23 protein-coding genes and 1 pseudogene are annotated in these 25,007 nt (G+C 69.8%); 4 read left to right on the top strand and 20 right to left on the bottom strand.

Annotation, left to right across the window (positions count from 1 at the left end; genetic code table 11):
* The 7 genes from AB0J09_RS23700 to infC all read right to left on the bottom strand — a co-directional run.
* Positions 1-1,664, bottom strand: a 1,664-nt coding sequence (locus AB0J09_RS23700) for a phenylalanine--tRNA ligase subunit beta (RefSeq protein ID WP_360694821.1), incomplete at its 3' end; no start/stop codon positions are given.
* On the bottom strand, positions 1,664-2,704 hold the full coding sequence (pheS, locus tag AB0J09_RS23695; RefSeq protein ID WP_360694825.1) for a phenylalanine--tRNA ligase subunit alpha: 1,041 nt from the start codon (positions 2,702-2,704) through the stop codon (positions 1,664-1,666). The genes AB0J09_RS23700 and pheS, both read right to left, overlap by 1 nt.
* Before the next feature lie 129 nt (positions 2,705-2,833).
* Positions 2,834-3,925, bottom strand: coding sequence for an ATP-binding protein (locus tag AB0J09_RS23690; protein WP_360694817.1), 1,092 nt, complete (start codon positions 3,923-3,925; stop codon positions 2,834-2,836).
* A gap of 50 nt (positions 3,926-3,975) precedes the next feature.
* Entirely contained in the window at positions 3,976-4,779 is an 804-nt protein-coding gene (locus AB0J09_RS23685) for an RNA methyltransferase (protein ID WP_360694814.1), read from the bottom strand.
* Positions 4,780-4,862: 83 nt separating this feature from the next.
* On the bottom strand, positions 4,863-5,246 hold the full coding sequence (rplT, locus tag AB0J09_RS23680) for a 50S ribosomal protein L20 (RefSeq protein ID WP_153263985.1): 384 nt from the start codon (positions 5,244-5,246) through the stop codon (positions 4,863-4,865).
* 24 nt (positions 5,247-5,270) lie between these two features.
* On the bottom strand, positions 5,271-5,465 hold the full coding sequence (gene rpmI / locus AB0J09_RS23675; RefSeq protein ID WP_043622108.1) for a 50S ribosomal protein L35: 195 nt from the start codon (positions 5,463-5,465) through the stop codon (positions 5,271-5,273).
* Between the two features lie 125 nt (positions 5,466-5,590).
* Positions 5,591-6,178, bottom strand: a complete 588-nt coding sequence (gene infC, locus AB0J09_RS23670) for a translation initiation factor IF-3 (protein ID WP_090945400.1) — start codon at positions 6,176-6,178, stop codon at positions 5,591-5,593.
* A 330-nt stretch (positions 6,179-6,508) separates the two neighbouring features.
* Here infC and AB0J09_RS23665 point away from each other — a divergent pair.
* Positions 6,509-6,595 (top strand): annotated as a pseudogene (locus tag AB0J09_RS23665) (type II toxin-antitoxin system prevent-host-death family antitoxin); the annotation flags it as partial.
* A gap of 32 nt (positions 6,596-6,627) precedes the next feature.
* Here the strand turns inward: AB0J09_RS23665 and AB0J09_RS23660 are convergent.
* The 9 genes from AB0J09_RS23660 to AB0J09_RS23620 all read right to left on the bottom strand — a co-directional run bounded on the left by AB0J09_RS23660 (position 6,628) and on the right by AB0J09_RS23620 (position 17,649).
* The gene (locus AB0J09_RS23660; RefSeq protein WP_360694810.1) at positions 6,628-7,485 is read right to left on the bottom strand and encodes a shikimate dehydrogenase; all 858 of its coding nucleotides are present in this window, start codon (positions 7,483-7,485) and stop codon (positions 6,628-6,630) included.
* 448 nt (positions 7,486-7,933) lie between these two features.
* The gene (gene mltG, locus AB0J09_RS23655) at positions 7,934-9,100 is read right to left on the bottom strand and encodes an endolytic transglycosylase MltG (RefSeq protein ID WP_360694807.1); all 1,167 of its coding nucleotides are present in this window, start codon (positions 9,098-9,100) and stop codon (positions 7,934-7,936) included.
* A 214-nt stretch (positions 9,101-9,314) separates the two neighbouring features.
* Positions 9,315-10,787 (bottom strand): endolytic transglycosylase MltG, encoded by a 1,473-nt coding sequence (mltG, locus tag AB0J09_RS23650; protein ID WP_360694804.1) that lies wholly within the window; start codon positions 10,785-10,787, stop codon positions 9,315-9,317.
* A 130-nt stretch (positions 10,788-10,917) separates the two neighbouring features.
* The gene (gene ruvX, locus AB0J09_RS23645; protein ID WP_360694801.1) at positions 10,918-11,397 is read right to left on the bottom strand and encodes a Holliday junction resolvase RuvX; all 480 of its coding nucleotides are present in this window, start codon (positions 11,395-11,397) and stop codon (positions 10,918-10,920) included.
* A gap of 1 nt (position 11,398) precedes the next feature.
* Complete coding sequence (gene alaS / locus AB0J09_RS23640) at positions 11,399-14,071, bottom strand: alanine--tRNA ligase (RefSeq protein WP_360694798.1); 2,673 nt, start codon at positions 14,069-14,071, stop codon at positions 11,399-11,401.
* Positions 14,072-14,088: 17 nt separating this feature from the next.
* On the bottom strand, positions 14,089-14,319 hold the full coding sequence (locus AB0J09_RS23635) for a hypothetical protein (protein WP_360694795.1): 231 nt from the start codon (positions 14,317-14,319) through the stop codon (positions 14,089-14,091).
* Complete coding sequence (locus tag AB0J09_RS23630) at positions 14,316-14,750, bottom strand: DUF948 domain-containing protein (protein WP_360694791.1); 435 nt, start codon at positions 14,748-14,750, stop codon at positions 14,316-14,318. Before AB0J09_RS23630 ends, AB0J09_RS23635 begins: the two co-directional genes overlap by 4 nt.
* 891 nt (positions 14,751-15,641) lie before the next feature.
* Positions 15,642-16,943 carry a replication-associated recombination protein A gene (locus tag AB0J09_RS23625; RefSeq protein WP_360694788.1) on the bottom strand — a complete coding sequence of 434 codons (1,302 nt, stop codon included), beginning with the start codon at positions 16,941-16,943 and terminating at the stop codon, positions 15,642-15,644.
* Positions 16,944-17,166: 223 nt separating this feature from the next.
* Entirely contained in the window at positions 17,167-17,649 is a 483-nt protein-coding gene (locus AB0J09_RS23620) for a DUF2231 domain-containing protein (protein ID WP_360694785.1), read from the bottom strand.
* Positions 17,650-17,818: 169 nt separating this feature from the next.
* Between AB0J09_RS23620 and AB0J09_RS23615 the strand changes: the two genes are divergently transcribed.
* A complete protein-coding gene (locus AB0J09_RS23615) occupies positions 17,819-18,730 on the top strand; it encodes a peptidylprolyl isomerase (protein WP_360694782.1) in 912 nt (303 codons plus the stop codon).
* Positions 18,731-18,781: 51 nt separating this feature from the next.
* On the opposite strand, the gene aspS is transcribed toward AB0J09_RS23615, so the two are convergent.
* Genes aspS through AB0J09_RS23600 form a run of 3 tightly spaced genes read right to left on the bottom strand, consistent with a single transcriptional unit; the run spans position 18,782 to position 22,466 of the window.
* The gene (gene aspS, locus AB0J09_RS23610; protein WP_360694779.1) at positions 18,782-20,533 is read right to left on the bottom strand and encodes an aspartate--tRNA ligase; all 1,752 of its coding nucleotides are present in this window, start codon (positions 20,531-20,533) and stop codon (positions 18,782-18,784) included.
* Positions 20,530-21,786, bottom strand: a complete 1,257-nt coding sequence (gene hisS, locus AB0J09_RS23605; RefSeq protein WP_360694776.1) for a histidine--tRNA ligase — start codon at positions 21,784-21,786, stop codon at positions 20,530-20,532. The genes aspS and hisS overlap by 4 nt, the downstream gene beginning before the upstream one ends.
* On the bottom strand, positions 21,786-22,466 hold the full coding sequence (locus tag AB0J09_RS23600) for an MBL fold metallo-hydrolase (RefSeq protein WP_360694773.1): 681 nt from the start codon (positions 22,464-22,466) through the stop codon (positions 21,786-21,788). The genes hisS and AB0J09_RS23600 overlap by 1 nt, the downstream gene beginning before the upstream one ends.
* A gap of 138 nt (positions 22,467-22,604) precedes the next feature.
* Here AB0J09_RS23600 and AB0J09_RS23595 point away from each other — a divergent pair, with 138 nt between their 5' ends.
* Positions 22,605-23,480 (top strand): peptidylprolyl isomerase, encoded by an 876-nt coding sequence (locus AB0J09_RS23595; protein ID WP_360694770.1) that lies wholly within the window; start codon positions 22,605-22,607, stop codon positions 23,478-23,480.
* Positions 23,481-23,542: 62 nt separating this feature from the next.
* On the top strand, positions 23,543-24,772 hold the full coding sequence (locus AB0J09_RS23590) for a DUF349 domain-containing protein (protein WP_360694766.1): 1,230 nt from the start codon (positions 23,543-23,545) through the stop codon (positions 24,770-24,772).
* Here the strand turns inward: AB0J09_RS23590 and AB0J09_RS23585 are convergent.
* On the bottom strand, positions 24,765-25,007 hold a 243-nt coding region (locus tag AB0J09_RS23585), incomplete at its 5' end, for a hypothetical protein (protein ID WP_360694763.1). The two genes, AB0J09_RS23590 and AB0J09_RS23585, sit on opposite strands and share 8 nt — an antisense overlap.

Raw genomic sequence — 25,007 nt, 5'->3', positions numbered from 1 at the left:
GGCAGCAGCAGCCGGTCGAAGTCATCGGGGCTGATGAACGGGTAGTTGAGCACCTCGACGTAGCCGCCCTCGGCCAGCGCCCTGCCGACCCGCCTGCGCAGCCGCTGCCCCTCGGTGAGCCCCGCGCCGGCGGGGGCGGAGGGCAGCACGGACGGCAGGCTCTCGTAGCCCTCCAGCCGGATGACCTCTTCGGCCAGGTCGTTCGGGTCGGTGAGGTCGGGACGCCACGACGGCGGCGTCACCGTGATCATGTCTTCGCCGGCAACCGCCAGCTTGGCCGCCAGCGCGCCGCCGGTGACGACGCCGGTCGGGTCGACGCCGCCCTTGCGCACGGCCGGGTCGTTGCCGGGGGTCACGACGCAGCCGACCTGCTCCAGCCGGGCGATCACGGTGTCCCTGGAGTAGGAGTCGCCGGCCACGGTGCCGGGATAGTCCGACGGGATCGCGATGCGCGGCGGCGACACCTCGACCTCGGCGTGCGTGACTCCGGGCTGGACGGTCGCGCCGCCCAGCTCGGCCAGCAGCTGCACGGCCCGCCACGAGGCGACGAGCGGCAGCTCCCGGTCGACGCCGCGTTCGAACCGCTTGGACGCCTCCGACACCAGCCCGTGCCTGCGCGACTCGCGCGAGATGCCGGTCGCGGAGAAGTGGGCGGCCTCGATGACGATGTCGGTCGAGCCGTCGGAGATCTCGGTGTCCAGCCCGCCCATGGTGCCGGCCATCGAGATCGGCCCCGACTGGTCGGTGATGAGGATGTCGTCGGGGTCGAGCTCGCGTACGACGTGGTCGAGCGTCTCGAGGCGCTCGCCCGCCGCGGCCCGGCGCACGACGATCTCGCCGCTCAGCTTGTCGCGGTCGAACGTGTGCAGCGGCTGGCCCAGCTCCAGCATCAGGTAGTTGGCGATGTCGACGGCCAGCGACACGGGCCGCATGCCGGCGCGCGTGAGGCGTACCCGCATCCAGAGCGGGCTCTGCGCGGCGGGGTCGAAGCCGCGGACCTCGCGCAGCACGAACCTGTCGCAGGCGGTCGGGTCGGCGATCGAGGCCGGCCACGACGGGCCGGTCTCGGCGGGCGGCTCGACGTCGGCGGGGTCGCGGAACTCCACCCCGAACGCGGTCGCCACCTCGCGCGCCACGCCCCTGATCGACAGCGCGTAGCCGATGTCGGGCGTGATCTCCAGCTCGATGACCTCGTCACGCAGGCCGAGCAGCTCGACCACGTCCGTGCCGATGGGGGTGTCCGGCGGCAGCACCATGATGCCGCCGTGCTCGTCGCCGAGCCCGAGCTCGCGCTCGGAGCAGATCATGCCCTCCGACATGCGCCCGTACGTCTTACGCGCCCCGACCTCGAACCCACCGGGCAGCACGCCACCGGGCAGCACGACGGGCACGCGGTCGCCGACGGCGAAGTTGGTGGCGCCGCAGACGATCTCGCGTGGCGCGGCCTCGCCGGTCTCGACCTTGCAGTGCCTGATCGGCTTCTTGAAGCCGCTGAGCTCCTCGATCTCGAGCACCTCGCCGACGACGACGTTCTTGACGTCGTGGCCGTGCGAGGCGATCGACTCGAGCTTGAGCCCGGCGGCGGTGAGCTTGTCGGCCACCTCGTGGGCGGTGACCGCCGGGAGATCGACATACTCCCGCAGCCAGGAAAGCGGGACCTTCATCAGATCTCCATTCCGAACGGGAGGGTGAAGCGCACGTCTCCCTCGACCATGTCACGCATGTCCTCGGCGTTGTGGCGGAACATCAGCGTGCGCTCGATGCCCATGCCGAACGCGAACCCCGAATACCGCGACGGATCGACCCCGCAGGCGACCAACACGCGCGGGTTGACCATGCCGCAGCCGCCCCACTCGATCCAGCCCTCCGACTTGCAGGTGCGGCAGGGCGGGTTGCCGGGGATCGCCGAGGCGCCGCGGCAGACGAAGCACTTGAGGTCCATCTCGGCGGACGGCTCGGTGAACGGGAAGTAGTTGGGCCGGAACCGGGTCGTGATGCCCTTGCCGAACATCACCTCGGCGAACCGGTCGAGCGTCCCCTTCAGGTGGGCCATCGTCAGGCCCTCGTCCACGGCCAGCCCCTCGGTCTGGTGGAAGACCGGGGTGTGGGTGGCGTCGAGCTCGTCGGTGCGGAACGTCTTGCCCGGCGAGATCACGTAGACCGGCAGCTCGCGCTGGAGCAGCGCGCGGATCTGCACCGGCGAGGTCTGCGTGCGCAGCACCATGCCGGACTCGGTGGACCCGACGAAGAACGTGTCGTGGTCTGAGCGGGCGGGGTGGTCCTTCGCGATGTTGAGCGCGTCGAAGTTGAACCACTCGCCTTCGAGGTCGGGCCCCTCGGCCACCTCGTATCCCATGGCGACGAACGCGTCGGCGATGCGCTCCTGCAGCGTGGTCAGCGGGTGGCGGGCGCCGTGCGGCCGCCGGTCCCAGGGCAGGGTGACGTCGACGGTCTCCTCGACGAGCACCCGCGCGTCGCGCTCGGCCTCCAGCTCGGCCTGGCGGGCGGCCAGCGCCTCGTTGATCGCCTTGCGGGCGGTGCCGACACGCTTGCCGGCCTCGGCGCGGGCGGCCGGCGGCAGGGCGCCGATCTCGCGGTTGGCCAGGGCGATGGGCGAGCGGTCGCCGGCATGCGCCAGCCTGGCCTGCTTGAGTGCGTCGAGGCTGTCGGCCGCCTTGATCGCCGCGATGGCGTCGGCCTCCATGCGCGACACTTCGTCGGCATGCAACGGTGTCACCTCGACGGGGTCGTAGTCAGACAAGAGTGAGCTCCGAATCCAGGGCTTGAGCGGAAAAGAGTCTAGTGGGCCCGCCCACCGGGGCCGACTCGATCGCTACGGGGTGGCGAAGTCGGGCGTGCCGGTGGGCACAGTAAATCGAAACTCCGCCCCGCCCTCGGGCGCACGCTGCACGGTGATCGTGCCGCCGTGCGCCTCGACCAGGCCCTTGACGATGAAGAGGCCGAGCCCGGTGCCACCGCGCCTGCGGCTGTTGCCGCCCCGCCAGAACTGCCTGAAGACGCGCGGAGCCAGCTCGGGCTCGATGCCCTCGCCCTCATCGCGCACCGACACGGCAACTCCCCATCCGACGGACTCGATCTCAATTGTCACAGTGCCACGCCCGTGGCGCAGCGCGTTTTCCACCAGATTACCCAGGATCTGGTCGATCTTGTCCTGGTCGAGCCACATTTCCGGCAGGTCTTCGCCTGCCAGCAGGCGAAAACGCTCCTCGGCTTCACCGGCCGCGACACGCCCGGCGATGAGCCGGCGCACCCTGGCGGGGATGTCGACGACCTGGCGGCGCACCTCCAGCCGGCCCGACTCGATGCGCGAGACGTCGAGCAGCTCGGTGATGAGCCGGGTGACGCGGTCGGCGTCGTTGTTGACGGTCTCGAGCATGACCCGCTTCTGCTCGTCGGTGAAGCGCGACCACTTGGCCAGCATGGTCGCGGTGAACCCCTTGACGCTGGTCAGCGGCGAGCGCAGCTCGTGGGCCACGGTGGAGACCAGGTCGGCGCGGCTGCGCTCCAGCCGGGCGCGGGCGCCGCCGTCGCGCAGGGTGATCGTGACGCGCTCGACCTCGCCGCATCGCTCGGGCTCGCGTACGAGCCTGGCCGCGACGTAGAGCTCCTGGCCGCCGGGCAGATGCAGCGGCCGCTCCGGCACCCTGCTCCTGATGCGCAGCCCGCCCTCGGGGTCGAGCGCCTTCCACCAGTCGCGCCCGTCATGATCACGAAAGGGGAACACGTCGTTCATGTGCCTGCCGACCGCGCGCTCCATGGCCACGCCGGTGAGCCTGGCGGCGGCCCGGTTGACGGCCAGCACACAGCCATATCGGTCGGTCACGATGAGGCCGTCGGGAAGGTCGTCGATGGCTATCGTGCACGCGGCGGCCACTACTCGCCCGTCGGTGTCTGCGCCGTGCACGACCTCGCCTCCTCCGCCTACAACGCCGACAATAGCGGGTTTCCCACCGCCTAGGGCACTCGCTGCGCCCTAGCCGAGGAGTAAAGGCATACCGCCGCGGCGGCGGCCAGGTTCAGGCTTTCAGCCTGTCCGTAGATGGGCACTCTGACCACATCGTCCGCCTCGGACAGTATCTCCTCCGGTAGTCCCCAGGCCTCGTTGCCGAAGATCCACGCAGTGGGTCCCGTGAGATCGACGTCGTCGAGCGTGTGCTTGCCCGCGCCGTCGGCCGCCAGCACGCGCAGGCCCCGCTCCTTCAGTTGACGCACGGCGGCGCTCACCGGTGCACCGATGACGACGGGCAAGTGGAACAGGCTGCCGGCGCTGGCGCGTACACATTTCCCGTTGTACGGATCGACGGAGGCGTCGGTGAAGACGACCGCGTCGGCGCCGGCGGCGTCGGCGGCCCGCATGACGGTGCCGGCGTTGCCCGGGTCGCGCACGTGGGCGAGCATCGCGACCAGGCGGGGCGTACCTTCCAGGGCTTCGTCCAGGGGCACGTGGACGAGCCGGCAGACCGCCACCAGCCCCTGCGGGGTCACGGTCTGGGACAGCTCGGACATGACCTCGCCGCTGGCCCGATGCACGGGCACGCCTTTGAGCGTGGCCTCGGTGATCAGCTCGGGGTGGCGCAGCTCGGCCTCCGCGGTGGTGAACAGCTCCAGCGGCACACCCTCGAGCTTGAGCGCCTCGCGCACCGCCTGCGGCCCCTCGGCCAGGAACCTGCGGTCCTGGTCTCTGAAGGCCCGCTTGGTGAGCCGCCTGGCCGCCTTCACCCGCGGCGACTTCACGTTGGTCAGCTCGGACCCGGCCATGCTCTCCCCCTGTCACATACAGCAAAGGGCCCACCGTCGTCGGTGGGCCCCTCGTTAAGGCAATTGCCTCAGCTCGCGGCTCGTCAGCTCGCAGCCGGAGCGTTCACGTTCGCCGGCAGCGCCTTCTTGGCGGCCTCGACGAGCGTGGCGAAGGTCTGACCGTCGTTGACCGCGAGATCGGCGAGGATCTTGCGGTCGACCTCAACCCCGGCCAGGCGCAGACCCTGGATCAGGCGGTTGTAGGTCATGCCGTTCTGGCGGGCAGCGGCGTTGATCCGCTGGATCCACAGACGGCGGAACGCACCCTTACGGTCCTTGCGGTCCCGGTAGGCGTACGTCATCGAGTGGAGCATCTGCTCCTTGGCCTTGCGGTACAGACGCGACCTCTGGCCACGGTACCCGCTCGCCCTCTCGAGGACGACCCTGCGCTTCTTCTTGGCGTTGAGCGCCCGCTTCACGCGTGCCATGTTTCTTCTCCCCGGGGAATCGCGCTACTTGGCGAGCAGCTTCTTGATCTTCTTGGAATCGGCGTCGGAAAGGACGACCTCGTTCTTGAGACGGCGCGTCAGCGTGGACGACTTCCACTCGTTGTAGTGCGCGCGGTTGGCACGGCGACGCTTGATCTTGCCGGTGCCGGTGAGCCGGAACCGCTTCTTCGCACCGCTGTGCGTCTTCATCTTCGGCATGTCGCCGTCTCTCCTCGTTTCGGTCGTGCCACGGGCCGGGCCGGTGCTGGGCCGACCCGGTCGCGGCGTCTTCGTCTGCTGGTGGCTGAATCGGGGTGCTCTGTAAGGCTAACCCCAACCGCGGGTCATCCTTCCTGTGGGGAAGTGTCCTCGCTGCCACGCTGTGCCTTGGCTGCGGCCTTTTCGGCCTTGGCTTCGGCCTTCTTCTTGTGCGGACCGATCACCATGATCATGTTACGGCCGTCCTGCTTGGCATGGGACTCCACGAACCCCAACTCCTGGACGTCGTCCGCCAGCCGCTGCAGCAGCCGGAAGCCGAGCTCCGGCCGGGACTGCTCGCGACCACGGAACATGATCGTGACTTTGACCTTGTCTCCCGCCTTGAGGAACCGCACCACGTGACCCTTCTTGGTCTCGTAGTCGTGCGGGTCGATCTTCGGCCGGAGCTTGATCTCCTTGATGATCGTGTGCGCCTGATTCTTGCGCGCCTCGCGCGCCTTCATCGCGGACTCGTACTTGAACTTGCCGTAGTCCATGAGCTTGCACACGGGCGGTCGAGCCGTGGCCGCGACCTCGACGAGGTCAAGGTCGGCCTCCTGGGCGAGCTTCAGGGCGTCGTGAATCGAGACGATGCCTACCTGCTCGCCGTTCGGGCCCACGAGGCGAACCTCGGGAACTCGGATACGCTCGTTGATGCGGGGCTCAGTGCTGATGGGGCCTCCTAGGTTTGCGATCCCTACGTGCTCGTCGTAGCGGGGGCTCCTCGCTGAACGCGAAAAGCCCCGCACGTCGCGCATGCGGGGCCACTGAGCTCTGTGGCTTTCGTGGCCTTTGAGCTCCCCGGAGTAGTCCGGCGTGATCCTGGACCCGGCCACCTTTTCGGTGACTCAGGTGGGAGGGAGACCTCCGCTTGCGCGTCCAGCAAGGCATGCCGGACCGATCAGAGAGCTACATTACCACAACCACCAGACTTCCTCGAATCATCCCGCCCAGCCAAGACTCGTTCGCAAGAGTCCTGCGCGGCCTGACGCGAAGGAGGTCTCATGGCCGTCTGGCGACTTACCGAAGCCGAACAGCGACTTGGCGAAGTGATACGCAGGGCTTGTGACGAGGGCCCACAGATCATCACAAAGCGCGGAAGCAGGCCTAGACGTGAAAACGATCAACCCGTTCGACTGGCCGTCCGCCTGACGAGCTCGGCCTCGCCGGCTGCGCGCATGGCCTCCACCGGCACATCCGTGCGGCCCGTCATCAGCTCCACCTGCCGCACCGCCTGGTGCAGCAGCATCGCGAACCCTCCGACCACGGTGCCGCCCGCGGCCTGGACGGCCGTCGCCACGCTGGTCGGCCAGGGCGAGTAGACCACGTCGAAGAGCGCGGGCACCCGTGCCAGCCGGCCCGCGAACGCGTCCGCTGCCCCGCCGGGCAGCGTCGACACCACCAGATCCACCCGGGTCAGGGCGTCGAGCTTGTCGAACGTCTCCACCGCCAGCGCCACGCCCAGCCGCTCGGCCACCTCCATCGTCTCCCCCGCCCGTGCGGGGTCGCGCACCAGCAGCGTCGCCGAGAACAATCCGAGGTTACGCAGCGCCGCCAGCGCCGAGGCCGCCGTGGCCCCTCCCCCCAGCACGGTCGCCGAGCGCGGCGCGGGCACCCCGGCCTCGGCGAGCGCCTGCTCGATGCCGTAGACGTCGGTGTTGTGGCCGTGCCGCAGCCCGTCGCGGAACACCACGGTGTTGGCGCCGCCGACCTCCAGGGCAAGCTCGGACACGGTGTCGAGCAGGGGCAGCACGGCCCGCTTGAGCGGCATGGTCAGCGACAGCCCCGCCCAGGCGTCCCCGTCACCGGGCTCCTGGCCGCGCACGGGCACCAGTTCGCCCAGCAGGCCGGGCAGCCGCGCCTCGTCGCACTCGAACGCCTCGTAGCTCCAGCCGTCGAGCCCCATCGCCTGGTACGCGGCCCTGTGCAGGTAAGGCGAGAGCGAATGACCGATGGGCGATCCCATCACCGCAGCCCGCATCCACACTCTCCTTCCGAACATGCAAGACCCTATCGCCAACGCCCTGCCACCTGGACGGCCCACCGTGCGCGCGTCGCGGCGGGACGCCCCGTCACCGGAGGAGCGTCCCTTGGACAGGCGCCGGGGCACGTCGGCGGGGGGTGCCCACCGTGCGCAGCCGTAAAGGATGGGTCGGTACGGCGCGACGCCGTGATCGGCGGGCGGCCGAAACGGCCGCCCTGGCATCACTCACCCGCACTGGTACGCGCCCGCATCGGCCTGCACCTGACACGGCCATGCCCCGCGCCTTGCCCCGCATCTGCCGCCGCGCGACCGTTGCCGCGCCGTCACGCTCCTCGGGCCACGCGCGGCCGCGCTCGCTGGGGACGGCTCGTGGGTGCAGGACGCGTGCCCGCACCCAGCCAACCCCAGCAACAGGCAGACGCCCACGGCGGTGCGGCCGGGACGGTCAGCCGCCGCAGCCGCCGTTCTTGGTGCATTCGGCCAGCAACGCCTGGCGCTCGGCCTCGGTGGTGGCGAACTTGGTGACGTTGCCCTTGGGGTCGGTGGCCACGAAGTACAGCCAGGGGCCCTTCGCCGGATTGAGCGCCGCCTCGATGGCGTGGTCGCCGGGGTTGCCGATCGGGCCGGGCGGCAGCCCCTCGTACATGTAGGTGTTGTAGCGGGACTTGGTCAGCAGTTCGGCGTGCGTGGCGTAGGTGCGGAACTTGCCGAGCGCGTACATGACGGTGCTGTCCATCGCCAGCTTCATCTGCGGCTTGCGCTCAAGCCGGTTGTAGATGACGCGGGCGATCTTCGGCATGTCCTCGGGCCGGCCGGCCTCGGCCTGCACGATGCTCGCGATGATCATGATCTCGTGCGGTGTGTGGCCGAGCGCCTTGGCACCGCCCTCGAGGTCCATGTCCTCGGCGGTCTGGTTGAACCGCTTGACCATGGTCGCCAGCATCTCCGTCGGCGTGGTCTTGGGCTGGAACTCGTACGTGGCCGGGAAGGCGTAGCCCTCGAGCTTGTTCTTGGCGTAGGACGGCAGGTCGAACTCACCGACGTTCTTGGCCGCAGCGGTGAACTCCTTGGCGGGCTTGCCGGTTGCCTTGGCGAGCGCGGGCAGGGTCTGGGACAGGCGTAGACCCTCCGGGATCGTCACCTTGGCCAGCAGCCGGTTCGCCGGGATGAGCATCGACACTGCTTGCGCGGCCGACATCTTCTTGCGCAGCTTGTACGAGCCGGGCACCAGCGAGCCGCTCTTGTTGGCGTTGCCGATCGCGTTGGTGAAGGCCCTGGCGCTGGCCACGACCCCCAACCGCTCCAGCTCGACTGCCACGTCCGAGGCGTTCTGGCCGTCCTTGATCTCCACGATGACCTCGCCGGTGCCCTGACCGGTGAAGTCGTCGGGCACGAGCGCGTCGCTGAGCCACAGGTACCCGTAGTATCCGCCGCCGCCGATGATGCCCGCCAGCACGACGAAGGCGAGCAGCGGCGCTATGAAGCCGCCCCGGTTGCGGCGCCTGCGCCGCCGGCGCCCGCCGCCGCGCTTGCCGGAACCGCGGGGACGGCGCCGGGCACGACCTTCGTCGTCCTCGGCGCCGAGCAGAGTGTTCAGATCGAGATCGTTCATAGTCGCGCTGGCCAATCTCCCGGTACGGCCAGCCGGGAGTCAAGCGAAACCGCCAAACCGGCTGGGGTCGTCGCCGAGCGGAACTGGGGGATCCGCCGGACATGCTCCCACGACCAGCGGAGAGCACTCTGGGTAGCCATGCTAAGGGATGAGAAGAGGGCGCATGCCCCGTTTTGGGGCCTTTGCGACGGGACGGGGGGAGTCCCTTCGAACATCAGTGCGTCCCGAGGTTCTTTTTCAACTCTTCCCGGTATCTCACGAACTCGCTCTCTTTGTTGGTGAATTTGGTGATTCTATGTGCCGGATCTGTCGTGACAAACCAGTGCCAATCGCCCTTGGCAGGGTTCAGGGCCGCTATCAGGGCCTTCTCCCCCGGATTGGCGATGGGTCCGGGAGGCAGTCCCTTGTGGCGATAGGTGTTGTAGGGGGAGTCGACCTTGGTGTCGCGCTCCGTGATCCTCAGGGTCCGGCGGTTCTGTGCGTACAGAACGGTACTGTCGATCTCCAGCTTGGTGCCCTTCTCGAGGCGGTTGTAGATCACTCTGGAGATCTTCGGATAGTCCGCGTCGGTCCCGCCCTCGGCCTGGATCATGCTGGCCACCGTGACCGCCTCCAGCGGCGTCAGGTGCTTGCGCGCCGCCTGCTCCTCCAGGCCCAGCTGCCGGGCGGCGACGCCGAAGCGCTCGACCATCGCCGCCAGCACGTCCACGGCCGTGTCACCGGGCTCGATCTCGTACGTCGCCGGAAACAGGAACCCTTCGAGCCCCGGAGCGTATTTGGGCAGGCCGACGAGGCCCTTGTCGACGCTCTGGAGCTGCTTGAGCGGCAGCCCGGTCTGCTTGGCGACGCGGGCGAGCACCTCGGACGTCCGCATGCCCTCGGGTATGGTGACACGCCGCACGACCCTGGACGACGGAGCGAGCAGCAGGTCGAGCGCCGCCCCGGCGGCCATGCCCTTGCGCAGCCGATAGTGTCCCGGCCGCAGCCGGTTGGTGACCGCGCGCTCCTCCGCCGCCCGCACGAACGACCGCGCGCTCGCCACCACCCCGGCCTCCGCCAGGGTGGAGCCGACGTCCTCCGCGCTCGAGCCCGGCACGATCCGCACCGTCACGACGCCGCTTCCGGGCCCGTCGAAGTCGTTGGGGCTGAGGTACGGCTTGAGCACCGCGATCCCCCCCGCCCCCAACGCCACCAGGCCCGCGACCAAGCTGGCGGAGACAATCCCGGCCTTGCGGATGGCCTGACGGCGGTGCTTGGACGCCAGCGCGACGTTCGCCTCCTCAGCCTCCGCCACGGCCTCCGGCTCAGGCGCGGCCCCGCCTGCGGACACGGGCCCCGTTTCGGGGACTGGCCCCGCTCCGGACGCGACCACCCTCTCGGGCGCAGCCTCCGCCTCGGACGCAGCCACCCCCTCGGAGGCGGCCTGTGCCTCGGAAGTAGCCTCCGCCTCAGACGTAGCCTCCGCCTCTGACGTGGGCACCCTCTCGGACGCGGCCTCCGCCTTAGGCTCAGCCTCCGCCTTGGACGCGGACAGCCCCTCGGACGCGCCCTCCGCCTTGGGCTCAGCCTCCGCCTCGGGCGGGGGCTGCGATTGCTCGGATTCCTCTGGCTCGTCCGGCGTGGAGTCGTCGGAGCTGAACGGGATCAGGTCGCCGGTGTCGTCCTCGTCTGTGGGCCGGCCGTTCACGCGACCACCCCGAAGTCCCACCGGGGAGCGGTCCAAGACACCGTCACCGACGCGAGCCGTACGGACCGATGCTCCGCCAGGCCACATGGGCGCGACGTCGGCGCGGGCGTGACGCCCGTGACGCGCGCGCTCATGAGGCAGGTCCGCCGGCCGCTGGGGGCGGTGCGACGGGCCTGCCTGGGGGTCTATCCGTGGCACGCTCGGAGTCGAGCGCGTCCTGCAGCAGCACGACCGCGGCCGCCTGGTCGACGACGCCGCGCTGCTTCTTGGCCTTCATGCCGCTGGCCCGCAGCCCATGCTGCGCCGCCACCGTGGTCAGCCGCTCGTCGAACAGCCGCACGGGCGTCGACTCGAGCCGGGCCGCGAGATCGCCGGCGAATTGGCGGGCCAGCGAGGCCGCCTGCCCCTCCCGTCCGGACAGCGAGGTGGGCAACCCCACGATCACCTCGATCGCCTCGTGTTCGGAGACGATCGCGGCGATGCGGTCGAGGTCGCCCTTCCCGCGCCTGACGGTCTCGACCGGCGTGGCCAGGAACCCGGAAGGGTCGCTGCGAGCCACGCCGACGCGTACGGAGCCGACGTCCACGCCGATCCGCGTACCGAACCTCATATCAGCCGAGCTGATCCGCGATGGCCTGCTCGACCAGCTGAAGCGCCTCGCCGATCCCCTCCGGTCGTGTGCCGCCACCCTGCGCGACATCGTCCTTGCCGCCACCGCCACCCCCAAGAGCCTTGGCGGCGACGCCGACCAGCCGTCCGGCCTTGAGCCCCCGCTCGCGCCCCGCCTCGTTGACCGCGGCAACCACCACTGGACGGTCGGAGGGGACGCCGGCGATCACGATGACCGCCGGCCGGTCGGCCGGGAACCTGCCACGCACGTCAAGCGCGAGCTTACGCAGATCGTCGGCACCGGTGCCATCAGGCGCGCGGTGTGTCACGACGGAGACTTCCCGCAGGTCACGGGCCTTGGCCGCCAGATCGCCCGCCACCTGGAGCACCTGCGCGGAGCGGAGCTTCTCCAGCTCCTTCTCCGCCGTGCGCAGCCGGGTGACGATGCCGTCGATGCGCTCGGGCAGCTCCTCGCGGCGCGCCTTGAGCTGCTCGGTGAGCTGCGCGACCAGCACGCTCTCGCGGGCCAGGAAGCGGAAGGCGTCAATGCCGACGAGCGCTTCGACGCGCCGCACGCCCGCGCCGACGGACTGCTCGCCCAGCACCTTGACCAGGCCGAGCTGGCCGGAGCTGTGGACGTGGGTGCCGCCGCACAGCTCGCGCGAGTAGTCGCCGATCTCGACCACGCGGACCTCGTCGCCGTACTTCTCGCCGAACATCGCCAGCGCGCCCATCGCCCTGGCCTCCGCCTGCGAGGTGGTGAAGGCGTTGACCTTGAGGTCGTTGATGAGCACCGCGTTGACCTCGTCCTCGACGTCACGCAGCACACTCGGCGGCACCGCGCCCGCCGCGGTGAAATCGAAGCGGAAGCGGCCGGGAGAGTTCTCCGAGCCGGCCTGCGCGGCCGTCTCGCCGAGCGCGTTCTTGAAGCCGCGGTGCACGAGGTGGGTCGCGCTGTGGCTGCGCGAGATCGCGCGGCGGCGCTCGATGTCGATCTCCGCCTGCGCCTCGTCGCCGACCTTGACCTCGCCGCTGCGGACCTTGCCCCGGTGGACGACGAGGCCCGCGATCGGCGACTGCACGTCGACGATCTCGACCTCGGCGCCGCTGGTGCGGATCACACCCTGGTCGGCGAGCTGGCCACCGCCCTCGGCGTAGAACGGGGTGCGCGCGAGCACGACCTCCACGGTCGCCCCCGCCCCCGCCACCGGCACGGGTACGCCGTCGACGAGGATGCCGGCCACGCTCGTGTCGGCCTCGGTCTGGTCGTAGCCGAGGAACTCGACCTTGCCCGCCTTCTCCAGCAGCTGCCCGAAGACGGAGATGTCGGCGTTGCCGGTCTTCTTCGCCGCGGCGTCGGCCTTGGCGAGCTGCCGCTGCTCCTTCATGAGCCGGCGGAAGCCCTCCTCATCGACCTTGAGCCCGTGCTCGGCCGCCATCTCCAGCGTCAGGTCGATCGGGAAGCCGTACGTGTCGTGCAGCTTGAACGCCTGGTCGCCCGAGAGCGTGGTGCCGGACTTGCGCTTGGTCTCCTCGACCGCCACGTCGAAGATCGCCGTGCCGGTGCGGAGCGTGCCGAGGAAGGACGCCTCCTCCGCGTCGATGACCCCGTGGATCTGCGGCGCGTCGGTCTTGAGCTCGGGGTACTGCTCGCCCATGACGTTGATCGCGACATCGGTCAGCTCGTGCATGTAGCGGTCGTCGCCGGAGCCGAGCAGGCGCAGGTTGCGGATGCTCCTGCGCAGGATGCGGCGCAGCACGTAGCCCCGGCCCTCGTTGCTGGGCAGCACGCCGTCGGCGACGAGCATCGTGCCGGTGCGCACGTGGTCGGCGATCACCCGCAGGCTGACGTCGGCGCGGTGGTCGCGCCCGTAGCGGGTCTTGGTGAGCTCGGCCGCCTTGTCGAGGATCTTGTACGTGGTGTCGATCTCGTAGATGTTGTCGACACCCTGCAGGATCGCCGCCATGCGCTCCAGGCCCATGCCGGTGTCGATGTTCCTGGCCGGCAACTCGCCGGCGACGTCGAAGTCGACCTTGGAGCGCACCGCGCTGAGCTGGTACTGCATGAAGACGAGGTTCCACACCTCGAGGTAACGGTCCTCGTCGGCGACCGGGCCGCCCTCCTTGCCGTACTCGGGACCACGGTCGTAGTAGATCTCCGAGCAGGGGCCGCCGGGGCCGGGCACGCCCATGTGCCAGTAGTTGTCCTCCAAGCCACGGCGCTGGATGCGGCTCTCGGGCAGGCCGACCTTGTTACGCCAGATGTCGAACGCCTCGTCGTCCTCGAGGTAGACCGTGGCCCACAACTTGTCCTCGGGGAAGCCGAAGCCGCCGTCGGACTCGGACCTGGTGAGCAGCTCCCACGCGAACGGGATCACTTCGGACTTGAAGTAGTCGCCGATGGAGAAGTTGCCCAGCATCTGGAAGAACGTGGCGTGCCGCGTGGTCTTGCCGACCTCGTCGATGTCAGGGGTCCGCACGCACTTCTGAGCGGTGGCCAGCCGGGACGCCGGAGGCTTGCGCTGCCCCAGGAAGTACGGCTTGAACGGCGCCATACCGGCATTGACCAGGAGTAGCGTGGGGTCTTCGGCGATCAGGCTGGCCGAGGGCACTACCTTGTGCCCACGCTCCTCGAAGAAGCGCAGGAAGCGGCGGGCGATCTCTGCCGACTCCATGTTGGCCATCCTTTGCGTTAGTTGTTGTCTTCAGCGTTGTCGAGCCCGAAGCGGGCTCGCAACCGGGTTTCGCGCTCCGCGGCCTCGCCGAGCGCGTCGGAAGTAAAGTCTCTCACCTGCCGGAGCATCCCCGCGGCGCCGTTCGCCGTCCTGCGTGCGACGTGGTTGGGGTGGAGCGCCTGCAGCCTGCGCATCACCCAGAAGGTGAGGAACGCGCCCAGCGACAGATAGAACAGCCGCCTGATCATCGTGCCCGCCTCGGCGCGGCCGTGGCCTCCGCCTTCGCCTCGGCCTTGAACCCGGACTGCGGCCGGACCTTGAGCCTGGGCGCCCTGCGGGCCTCGATGGCGCGCCGCACGCCGTATCCGAGCGACGACACCTTGATCAGCGGCCCGGTGAAGATGGTCTGGGTGACCGCGCTGAGCTTGGCGGCATGGCCACTGACCTGCTTGACGTCCTTGGCGATGGCCTCGACGGCGATCAGCTGCCTGTTGGTCTCGTTGACCGTGACGCTCATGTCGTCGAGCAGCGGCAACAGACGGTCGTTCAGGTCGGAGACCGCCTTCGTGGTCTCGGTGAGCAGCCTGGCGAGCTTGACGAGCACCATGGCGAGAACGCAGACCAGGACTATCCAGCCGGTGGCCGCGATCAGCCCGGCGAGCTCTCCAGCGGTAAGCATCCGCTCATCTCCCTCGTACGCTGGGCCGGAACGGCAAGACCCTATCGCGTTGCAGTGACAACCTTGGTGAGGTCGCCGGCCTTGATCGGTCCGCCGCGTCGGCATCCGGCACTTCCCCGGCCACGCTGCCGGCCGCGCCGCGCGCCCATCATGACCTCGCGCGGCGGCCAGTCCCGTCCCAGCCGCCTTGGCACGGCCGCACACCCAAACTTACGCCATCCCGCGCCCCGCCCCGCCGCCCGCGCCCACCCCGCCGCATGAGCGCGCCCGCCGCACACAAGCCCGCCGCACGCGGGTGCCGCGCCGCACGCAAGCCACGCCACACGGAGATGCCTCGCCGCCCGTGCACCGCCACTCGCTGCGTACATCGCGCCGAACACCACCACACGACAGCCCGCCGACCCGGCGCCGAGTAAGGGCCGGTGTCCAGCGCTCCTGCCGCGCCGTCCAGCCAGATCGCCACCCACGTCACGCGCCCCCGCCACACGCGCTCCGCCGGACACCACCGCAACGCAGCACGCCAGCCCGGCGGCCGGCAAACGCCGGTGCCGTCCCGAGCGGTCGTCTTATCAACGCGCCCGTTTCCCGACCGCCCCGGCGGTGCGATTCCTCCCGGAAGCCGCGGGAAGCGTCCCGAGAGGGCCGGCGGAGCGCCTCGAGAACCACCAACGTCGCGGAAACCACCGGCATCCAGCGAGGCGTCGACGTCGCAGAAACCGCCCGCATCCTGAGAGGCGTCGACGTCGCGGAATCCACCCGCATCCTGAGAGGCGTCGACGTCGCGGAATCCACCCGCATCCCGAGGGGCGTCAAGGCCGCCCCCCTTTACAATGTAGATCAAAATGGTTCGCTTCCAGCGACAGCACCATCGTCCCGGGAAAGCGCCGAGGGTCAGGAGCCTCGGAGGAAGTCGCGGATCTTGGTCCAGCGGTCGGCGATCGGGGCCTCGGCGCCGTGGCGGGTCGGCTCGTAGTAGCGGCGGTCGCGCACCTGCTCCGGCGCATACTCCTGCCGCACCAGCCCGTGTTCGAAATCGTGCGGGTACTTGTACCCGTCGCCGTGGCCGAGCTTGGCCGCGCCCGGGTAGTGGGCGTCGCGGAGGTGGCCCGGCACCTGGCCGATCAGGCCCCGGCGGACGTCGCCGACGGCCGCCCCGATGGCCTTGACCACGGCGTTGGACTTGGGGGCCATGGCACAGTGGATGACCGCGTGCGCCAGGTTGATCTGCCCCTCGGGCAGCCCGATGAGCTGCACCGCCTGGGCGGCGGCCACCGCGGTCTGCAGGCACGTCGGGTCGGCCATGCCCACATCCTCGGAGGCGAAGATGACGATGCGGCGGGCGATGAAGCGCGGGTCCTCGCCCGCCTCGATTATGCGGGCCAGGTAGTGGAGCGCCGCGTCGGCGTCGGATCCGCGCATCGACTTGATGAACGCGCTGATCACGTCGTAGTGCTGGTCGCCCTGCCGGTCATAGCGTACGGCGGCCTTGTCGACGGCCTTCTCCACCACCTCCACGGTGATGTCGTCGGCCAGCAGCGCGGCGGCCTCCAGGTACGTCAGCGACCTGCGCGCGTCGCCGCCCGCCAGGCGTACCAGATGCTCGAGGGCCTGGGGCGCGAGCGTGCCGCGCCCGCCGAGGCCGCGCGGGTCGGACACGGCGCGCTCCAGCACGGCGCGCACGTCGTCGTCGGATAGCGACTCCAGCGTGAGCAGCAGCGAGCGCGACAGCAGCGGCGAGATGACCGAGAAGAACGGGTTTTCCGTGGTGGCACCGATGAAGGTGACCCAGCGGTTCTCCACGGCGGGCAGCAGCGCGTCCTGCTGGGCCTTGTTGAAGCGGTGCACCTCGTCCACGAACAGCACGGTCTGGCGGCCCGTCATGCCCAGTTCGCGCCGCGCGTTGTCGATGGCGGCCCGCACGTCCTTGACACCGGCGGAGACGGCGGAGATCTCGACGAAGCGGCGCTTGGTGACGTTGGAGACGACGTAGGCGAGCGTGGTCTTGCCGGTGCCCGGCGGCCCCCACAGGAACAGCGACATGGGAGCCTCGCTCTCGACCAGGCGCCGCAGCGGGGTGCCGGGGCCGAGCAGGTGCCGCTGGCCGATCACCTCGTCGAGCGTCCGCGGGCGCATCCGCACCGCGAGGGGCTGGGGGGTGGCCTCCTCGGCCGCCGAGTCGAACAAGCTATCCACAACGCGAGATTACCGGAGGCGTAGCGGGTACTCAGAACCTTCGCCATCTTGAGACTCGCGGACGGTAACCAAGTCAGCACGAAATGAAACCAGAAGGCGGCCGGGCCGGTCGTCTCAGGGCGTGGAGACCTCCAGACGATAGTCGGGTCCGCGAAACGCCAAGCGCCCCGTTCCACGACTCGCGGCGTCCGCGTCGCGAGTTCCCGCCGCAACGAGGTGCGGGTCAAATGCCCCAGACGGCTCTCGCACCAGAGTCGCCGGCACGAAAGACGTAGTAGCCGGCTACCGCGGCCAGCACCAACGTCAGCGCCGACAGGGCCAGTGTGGTGGTCCGGCCGAACCTGTCGCGGCCGACCGAGTCACGGGCCGGCCGGGTCGCGTACACGAGCAGGAGGCCGGACGCGGCCAGCCCGAGCACCGACAGCAGCAGCGGGTTGGCGAAGCTCTCGTGCGTGGAGACGCGGGCCCCGAGCTCGCCGTCCGCCGTGGCGAAGCGGGCCGCCTTGAGGCTCTCGCCGCTCTCCTTGGCCGCGAAGACCGCCACGGGCGCGGCAAGGGAGAGCAGCACCACCGCCCACGCCGCGTACGTGCGCCAGCGCGGCACCAGCGCGTAGACCGCGGCGGTGGCGACCAGCAGCGGGGTCAGCACCACGGCGAAGTGAATGATCAGGGGGTGAGCCGGCAGGCCCAGGATCTGGTCGAACATGAGGGGCTCCTTTAGTTCTCATTTCAACTACGAATGCGAGCACCATATGGTTCGCGACCTCAGCTGTCGCATGCGCGGCTTTCGCCACTTACGTCCGGCACATATCGAGGGCCGGTAGCATGCGCGGAAGCTGTTTGGTCATGCACTGGCAAAATGAGAGGACATAGCGGTGAGCGGCGACGACCGCCAGAACGAGGAAGACCGCCAGAAAGAGCTGGCGCGGGAGCACAAGGAACGGCAGGCGCAGCGCGCCGCCGGCCAGACCGCCAAGGCGAGGCGGAACACCTTCATCGGCGCAGGCGTGGCCGTCGTGGTGGTCGCGGGCGGCATCTTCGCCGCGACCACACTGGTCAACAGGGACCCCGCCGGCGAGGCGGCCGCGCAGAGCAGCCCCTCCGCCAGCGCGAGCGCGAGCGCGAGCCCGAGCGAGACGGCGCCGTCCGCCCCACCGGCCAAGACGGGCCCGGTCTCCTGCACCTACAAGCGGGACACCTCGGTGCCGAACAAGTTTGTCGGTCTGCCCGGCAAGCGGCCCAACATGAAGCTGAAGAAGATGACGGTCGTCACCAACCGCGGCACGGTCGTCATCGACCTCATGACCGACGCCGCGCCGTGCTCGATCAACTCGCTGGACTTCCTGGCGAAGAAGAAGTTCTACAACAACATGAAGTGCCACCGCCTGGTCACGCCCGACGTGGCCGGGGTGCACATGCTGCAGTGCGGCGACCCGCTGGCCAAGGCCGACGGCAAGAACCCGACCGACGGTCAGGGCACCGCGGGGTACGTCTACGGCGACGAGAACACCGAGATCCCCCTGGGCAAGGGCGTGGTGTTCATGACTCAGGCGAGTGACGCGGCGGGCCAGAACAACAGCCAGTTCGCCTTCTCGCTGTCGGACGAGAACACCCAGATCGGCGCGGGCTACAACGTCATCGGCATGGTCAGCGAGGGCATGGACATGCTGCAGGGGCTGGCCACCAGCGGCAAGGATCTGATCGTCAACCAGGCCGACATCACCGGCGACGGCGGCACCACCGCGCCCAAGAACCCTGTGATCATCAAGAGCATCACGTTCAAGTAGAACGCACGAAAACGGCGGGCACCGGCCACGGTGCCCGCCGTTTTCACATGCCTAGACCTCGGCCTTGGGCTGGGCGTCGACGCCCGCCTCCTTGCGCTGCTCGGCCGTGATCGGCGTGGGCGCGGCGGTGAGCGGGTCGAAGCCGGAGGCCGTCTTCGGGAACGCGATCACGTCGCGGATCGACTCGCCGCCGGACAGCAGCATGCAGATGCGGTCCCAGCCGTAGGCGATGCCGCCGTGCGGCGGGGGGCCGTACTTGAACGCCTCCAGCAGGAAGCCGAACTTGCTCTCCGCCTCCTCCTTGGAGATGCCCAGCACGTCGAACACGCGCTGCTGCATCTCGGCCCGGTGGATACGGATCGAGCCGCCGCCGATCTCCATGCCGTTGCAGACCATGTCGTACGCGTACGCCAACGCCTCGCCCGGGTGGTCCTGGAAGTTGTCGGCCCACTCCGGCTTGGGCCCGGTGAACGGGTGGTGCACGGCCGTCCAGCCGATCTCGCGGCCCACCTCGTCGTGCACGGGCTCGAACATGGGGGCGTCGACGACCCACAGGAACGCCCACGCCGACTCGTCGATCAGGCCGCAGCGGCGGCCGATCTCCAGGCGGGCCGCGCCGAGCAGCTCGCGCGAGGCGTGCTGAAGCCCGGCCGCGAAGAAGATCGCATCGCCCGGCTCGGCGCCGACCTTGGCCGCGAGCCCGGACAGCTCCTCTTCCGAGAGGTTCTTGGCGACCGGGCCGCCCAGCGTCCCGTCCTCCTGGACGAGCACGTAGGCCAGGCCCCTGGCGCCGCGGCTGCGGGCCCACTCCTGCCAGGCGTCGAGCTCCTTGCGCGTCTGGGAGGCCCCGCCCGGCATGACCACGGCGCCGACGTATTCGGCCTGGAAGACGCGGAAGGTGGTGTTGGCGAAGTAGCCGGTCATCTCGACCAGCTCCTGGCCGAAGCGCAGGTCGGGCTTGTCGGAGCCGTAGCGGGCCATGGCGTCGGCGTACGTCATGCGCGGCAGCGGGGTCGGCAGCTCGTAGCCGGCGATCTCCTTCCACAGCCGGCCGATCAGCTTCTCGCCGACCTCGATGACGTCCTCCTGGTCCACGAACGACATCTCGACGTCGATCTGCGTGAACTCCGGCTGCCGGTCGGCCCGCAGGTCCTCGTCACGGTAGCACTTGGCGAGCTGGTAGTAGCGCTCGAGGCCGGCCACCTGGAGGAGCTGCTTGAACAGCTGGGGCGACTGGGGCAGGGCGTACCAGTTGCCGGGCTGCAGGCGTACCGGGACCAGGAAGTCGCGCGCGCCCTCGGGCGTGGAGCGGGTCAGGGTGGGCGTCTCGACGTAGACGAAGCCGAGCTCGTGCATCACCTCGTTGGCGAGGTAGGTGGCCTTGGAGCGGGTGCGCATCGCGCCGGCCACCTGCTGGCGGCGGATGTCGAGGTAGCGGTACTTGAGCCGGGCCTCCTCCGACACCCCCACGTTGCCCTCGATGGGGAACGGCAGCGGCGCGGACTCGCTCAGCACCTCGACCTGCTCGGCCACCACCTCGATGGCGCCGGTGGGCAGGTCGGGGTTCTCGTTGCCCTCGGGGCGCACCCTGACCTGGCCGACGACCTTCACGCAGTATTCGGCTCGCAGGTCGTGGGCGTGGTCCTCCTCGCGGAAGACCACCTGCGCCGAGCCGGAGGCGTCGCGCAGGTCGATGAAGACCACGCCGCCGTGGTCACGGCGGCGGGCCACCCATCCTGCGAGCGTCACCTGCTGCCCGGCGTGCTCCTTGCGGAGCGACCCGGCCTGATGCGTGCGGATCACTGCACTTTCCCTTTCAAAACGTCGACGACCTCGGCCAAGGGCACCTCGGTCTGCTCAGCGGTGGTCAGGTCCTTCACTTGCACGGCCTCGGCCGCCAGGTCACGCTCGCCCAGGATCAGCGCGAAGCGGGCGCCGGAACGGTCGGCCCCCTTCATCGCCCCCTTGAGTCCTTTGCCACCGAAGGCCATGTCAGCGGCGACGCCGGCCGCGCGCAGCTCGCTCAGGAGCCTGAACATGGCGCGCGCCGCCTCGTCGCCCAGCGCCACACCGTACACCTCGCAGCGCGGCGGGATGGCGAGCTCGATGCCTTCCCGCTCAAGGGCGATGACGGTGCGGTCGAGGCCGAGGCCGAAGCCGATCCCGGGCAACGCGGGACCGCCGATGGCCTCGGAGAGACCGTCGTAGCGGCCGCCGCCGCCGATGCCGGACTGCGCGCCCAGCAGCGGGTGGTCGAACTCGAACGTGGTGCGGGTGTAGTAGTCGAGCCCGCGCACGAGCCTGGGCGCGTCCTCCCATGGGATGCCGAGGTCGGCCAGGAGCTGCTTGACCCGGTCGTGGTAGGCCTTGCAGTCGGCGCAGAGGTGGTCGCCGATGAGCGGCGCGCCCTCGAGCTGCGCGCGCACCTCGGGGCGATTGTCGTCGAGCACGCGCAACGGATTGATCTCGATCCGCGCTCTGGTGGGCTCGTCCAGGTCGAGCCCGCGCAGGAACTCCTGCAGCCGGGCCCGGTAGATCGGCCGGCACTCCTTGCAGCCCAGCGAGTTGAGCAGCAGCCGCACCTGGGTGAGGCCGAGCGTGGAGTACCACTGCCAGGCCAGCGCGATGGTCTCGGCGTCGACCGCCGGGTCCTCGCTGCCGATCGCCTCCAGGTCGAGCTGGTAGAACTGGCGGTAGCGGCCCTCCTGGGGCGCCTCGGCGCGGAACACGGGCCCGTCGGTCCAGACCTTGACCGGGAGCTGGCCGCGGTGCAGGCCGTACTCCAGGACCGCGCGCAGCACGCCTGCGGTGAACTCCGGGCGCAGCGTCAGCGACCTGCCGCCGCGGTCGGTGAAGGTGTACATCTCCTTGCTCACGACGTCGGTGGACTCACCGACGCCGCGCGCGAAAAGCTGGGTGTCCTCGAAGACCGCGGTCTCCAGGTAGGCGTATCCCGCGCGCCTGGCCGCCTCCGCGAACGCTCCGCGGATCTCGTAGAACGTCGAGGCCTGCGGTGGAACGTATTCCTTGACCCCTTTAGGTGCTTGGAAACTCATTAGATCCCTCGTGTGGGACCGGCTTGCGGCGCCGCTTCTTTCACGTATGGATTGGTAGCGCGCTCGCGGCCGATCGTGGTCTGTGGTCCGTGGCCCGGCAGCACGACCGTATCGTCAGGCAGCGGCAGACACTTGGTAGCCAGGCTGCGCAGGATCGTCGCGTAGTCGCCGCCGGGAAGGTCGGTGCGGCCGATGGAGCCGGCGAACAGCAGGTCGCCCGAGAACATGATCTCGTCACCGGGCAGCCGGAAGCTCACCGACCCCCTGGTATGGCCGGGCGTGTGGTCGACCACGAGCTCCAGGCCCGCGAGCTCGAGCACGGCGCCGTCGGACAGCTCGCGCACGTCGTCGGGCTCGCTCAGCTCCAGCCCGGCGAACATCGAGGCGCTCGTGCCCGACCAGCCCGCGGCCGGGTCGCTCAGCAGGTGGCGGTCGTCGGGGTGGATCCACGCGGGGACGTCGCGCGCGCCGCAGACCGGGGCGACCGACCAGACGTGGTCGAGGTGGCCGTGGGTCAGCAGGACCGCGACCGGCTTGAGCCGGTGCTCGCGCAGCAGCTCGTCGACGCCGTCGGTCGCGTCCTGACCTGGATCGACGATCACGCATTCCTCGCCGGGGGCAGGCGCGACGACGTAACAATTGGTCTGGAAGGCCCCTGCGGGGAAGCCGGCGATGAGCATCTGCCTCAGGTGATCTCGTCGAAAAGCCAATGGGAATGTAACCGAAGGGTACCGGTGCGGGTCGCCGGGCTGCGAATCATTACCCGTTGGCCGATACGATTCGCCCACCTCAGTTGATTGACTATGGGAGGCAAAGCGGTGGCCACGGGGAAGGACCGGCAGAAGCAGCTGGCGCGCGAGCACTACGAGCGGCAGATGCAGCGCCGACTCGAGCGCGAGCAGAAGGCCAAGCGCACAGCGATCATCGGCTCCACTGTGGGCGTCGTGATCGTGGTCGGCGGCATCGTGGCCGCGGTCGCGCTGCTGGGCGGCAACAACACAGGGACCGACGCGGCCTCCTCGCCCACGGCGTCGGCGGCCGACACGGCCACGGCGGCGCCCAGCGCGAGCACGGGGCCCAAGCCGTACGACGCGGCCACCGGCACCTGCGACTACGTCAAGGACACCGCGGGCGGGAAGATCAAGGACGTCGGCATGCCACCGGCGAAGGTGAAGACCACGCCCGCCACGAAGACGATGACGTTCAAGACGAACCTGGGCGACATCGTGGTCGAGCTGAACAACGCCAAGGCGCCCTGCACGACCAACTCGCTGGAGTTCCTGGCGAAGAAGAAGTACTACGACGGCAGCAAGTGCCACCGGCTCGGCGCCGACAAGTTCCCGATGCTGCAGTGCGGCGACCCGACGGCCAAGGCCGACGGCAAGAGCCAGGACGGCTCCGGCGGCCCCGGCTACGTCATGGCCGAGGAGAACCTCCAGGGCGCCCAGTACAAGCGCGGCGTGATGGCGATGGCCAAAACACAGGCGCCGGGCAGCACGGGCAGCCAGTTCTTCCTCGTTTACGGCGACATCGGCCTCACCCCGGATTACACGCCGGTGGGTACGATCACCAAGGGGCTCGACATCCTGGACAAGGTGAACAAAGCAGGCGTCATCGCCGACATGGGGGACGGGACGGGAGCACCGAAGGAAACCGTCGAAATCAAAGACGTGACAATCGCCAGCAAGAGCTGACGTAATACAAACTAGGGACGAAGTAGTCCCGAAGGGTCTGATGGAAAGTGCGGGAGGACACGGTGAGCACCGACCCGTGGGGCCGGGTAGACGACGACGGCACCGTCTACGTGCGTACGGCTGAGGGAGAACGGGCCGTCGGCTCCTGGCAGGCCGGTGAACCCGAAGAGGCACTGGCCTACTTCCATCGCAAGTACGACGAGCTGGCCGGTCAGGTGCAGTTGCTCGAGCAGCGCGTCAGGGGCACGGACCTGGCTCCGGCCCAGGCCGAGGCGAACATCGCCAAGCTGCGGGAGGCCGTCGCCGACGCGCACGCCATCGGCGACCTGGCCGCGCTGACGGCCCGGCTCGACGGCCTGACCGAGCTGGTCGCCGAGCGCCGCGAGGAGGTCAAGGCGGCGCGCGAGCACGCGCGCGCCGAGGCCAGGGCGGTCAAGGAGCGCATCGTCGCCGAGGCCGAGCGCATCGCCGACGAGACCACCCACTGGAAGTCGGGTGGCGAGCGGCTGCGCCAGCTCGTCGAGGAGTGGAAGGCCGCCGACCGCATCGACAGGGTCACCGAGGCCGCGCTGTGGAAGCGGCTGTCGGCGGCGCGCACGGCGTTCGCCAAGCGGCGCAAGGCGTACTTCGCGGGGCTGGACGAGCAGCGCGAGGGCGTACGCGCGGCCAAGGAGCGCATCGTCGCCGAGGCCGAGGCGCTGGCCGACTCGACCGACTGGGGCGCGACCGCGGCCATCTATCGCGAGCTGATGCAGCAGTGGAAGACCGCTGGGCGGGCCTCGCGCGAAGCCGAGGACGAGCTGTGGGCGCGCTTCAAGGGCGCCCAGGACCAGTTCTTCCAGGCCCGTTCCGCCGTCTTCGCCGAGCGTGACGCCTCGCTGGCCGCCAACGCGGAGGTCAAGGAGGAGCTGCTGGCCGAGGCCGAGAAGATCCTCCCGGTGACGGACGTCCGTACGGCCCGCGGGGCGCTGCGGAGCATCCTGGAGCGCTGGGAGGCCGCCGGCCCGGTGCCGCGCGAGCAGCGCGACCGGCTGGAGGGGGGCCTGCGCAAGGTGGACGAGGCCGTGCGCAAGGCCGAGGACGCCGAGTGGAAGCGGTCCAACCCGGAGGCCAGGGCCCGGGCACAGAGCACCGTCGACCAGCTGCGTACCTCGATCGAGCAGCTGGAGACGCGGCTGTCCAAGGCTCAGGCCGCCGGTCGCGCCAAGGACATCAAGGAGACCGAGGAAGCGCTGACCGCTCGCCGCTCGTGGCTGGAGGAGGCCGAGCGCACGCTCGCCGAGTTCAGCTGACCCGGTGGAGGCCCCTCACGGCCTCCACCGGGCCACCGACGCCTGGACGCACCTGGCTTCGGCGGCCCGCCACACCGCGGCGACGCCTGCCTTCGCCCGGCCGCACGCCACCGCGCGCCCGCCCCCGGCCGCCCGACACCCGGTACGCGCGTTCGCGCTTGAGCCCTGCCGTGCCCGACGCGTCCTGTGCCGCGCTTCCTCCGGCGCGCCACGCCCCTTGAGCTCCGCGCCCGCG

Origin of the sequence: Nonomuraea sp. NPDC049784 (assembly GCF_040659615.1) — a bacterium.
Taxonomy (GTDB): Bacteria; Actinomycetota; Actinomycetes; order Streptosporangiales; family Streptosporangiaceae; genus Nonomuraea.
Note: the sequence above shows the minus strand (reverse complement) of the source record. Positions and strands in the feature narration are given on the sequence as shown.

What these genes read in the sequence shown, in the direction of transcription:
- pheS (WP_360694825.1), bottom strand. Translation starts at nt 2,704, where the DNA reads ATGGAGGCCGACGCCATCGCGGCGATCAAGGCGGCCGACAGCCTCGAC.
- AB0J09_RS23685 (WP_360694814.1), bottom strand. Translation starts at nt 4,779, where the DNA reads ATGGCCGGGTCCGAGCTGACCAACGTGAAGTCGCCGCGGGTGAAGGCG.
- rplT (WP_153263985.1), bottom strand. Translation starts at nt 5,246, where the DNA reads ATGGCACGCGTGAAGCGGGCGCTCAACGCCAAGAAGAAGCGCAGGGTC.
- rpmI (WP_043622108.1), bottom strand. Translation starts at nt 5,465, where the DNA reads ATGCCGAAGATGAAGACGCACAGCGGTGCGAAGAAGCGGTTCCGGCTC.
- AB0J09_RS23660 (WP_360694810.1), bottom strand. Translation starts at nt 7,485, where the DNA reads ATGCGGGCTGCGGTGATGGGATCGCCCATCGGTCATTCGCTCTCGCCT.
- mltG (WP_360694807.1), bottom strand. Translation starts at nt 9,100, where the DNA reads ATGAACGATCTCGATCTGAACACTCTGCTCGGCGCCGAGGACGACGAA.
- ruvX (WP_360694801.1), bottom strand. Translation starts at nt 11,397, where the DNA reads ATGAGGTTCGGTACGCGGATCGGCGTGGACGTCGGCTCCGTACGCGTC.
- alaS (WP_360694798.1), bottom strand. Translation starts at nt 14,071, where the DNA reads ATGGAGTCGGCAGAGATCGCCCGCCGCTTCCTGCGCTTCTTCGAGGAG.
- AB0J09_RS23635 (WP_360694795.1), bottom strand. Translation starts at nt 14,319, where the DNA reads ATGATCAGGCGGCTGTTCTATCTGTCGCTGGGCGCGTTCCTCACCTTC.
- AB0J09_RS23630 (WP_360694791.1), bottom strand. Translation starts at nt 14,750, where the DNA reads ATGCTTACCGCTGGAGAGCTCGCCGGGCTGATCGCGGCCACCGGCTGG.
- AB0J09_RS23620 (WP_360694785.1), bottom strand. Translation starts at nt 17,649, where the DNA reads ATGTTCGACCAGATCCTGGGCCTGCCGGCTCACCCCCTGATCATTCAC.
- hisS (WP_360694776.1), bottom strand. Translation starts at nt 21,786, where the DNA reads ATGAGTTTCCAAGCACCTAAAGGGGTCAAGGAATACGTTCCACCGCAG.
- AB0J09_RS23600 (WP_360694773.1), bottom strand. Translation starts at nt 22,466, where the DNA reads ATGCTCATCGCCGGCTTCCCCGCAGGGGCCTTCCAGACCAATTGTTAC.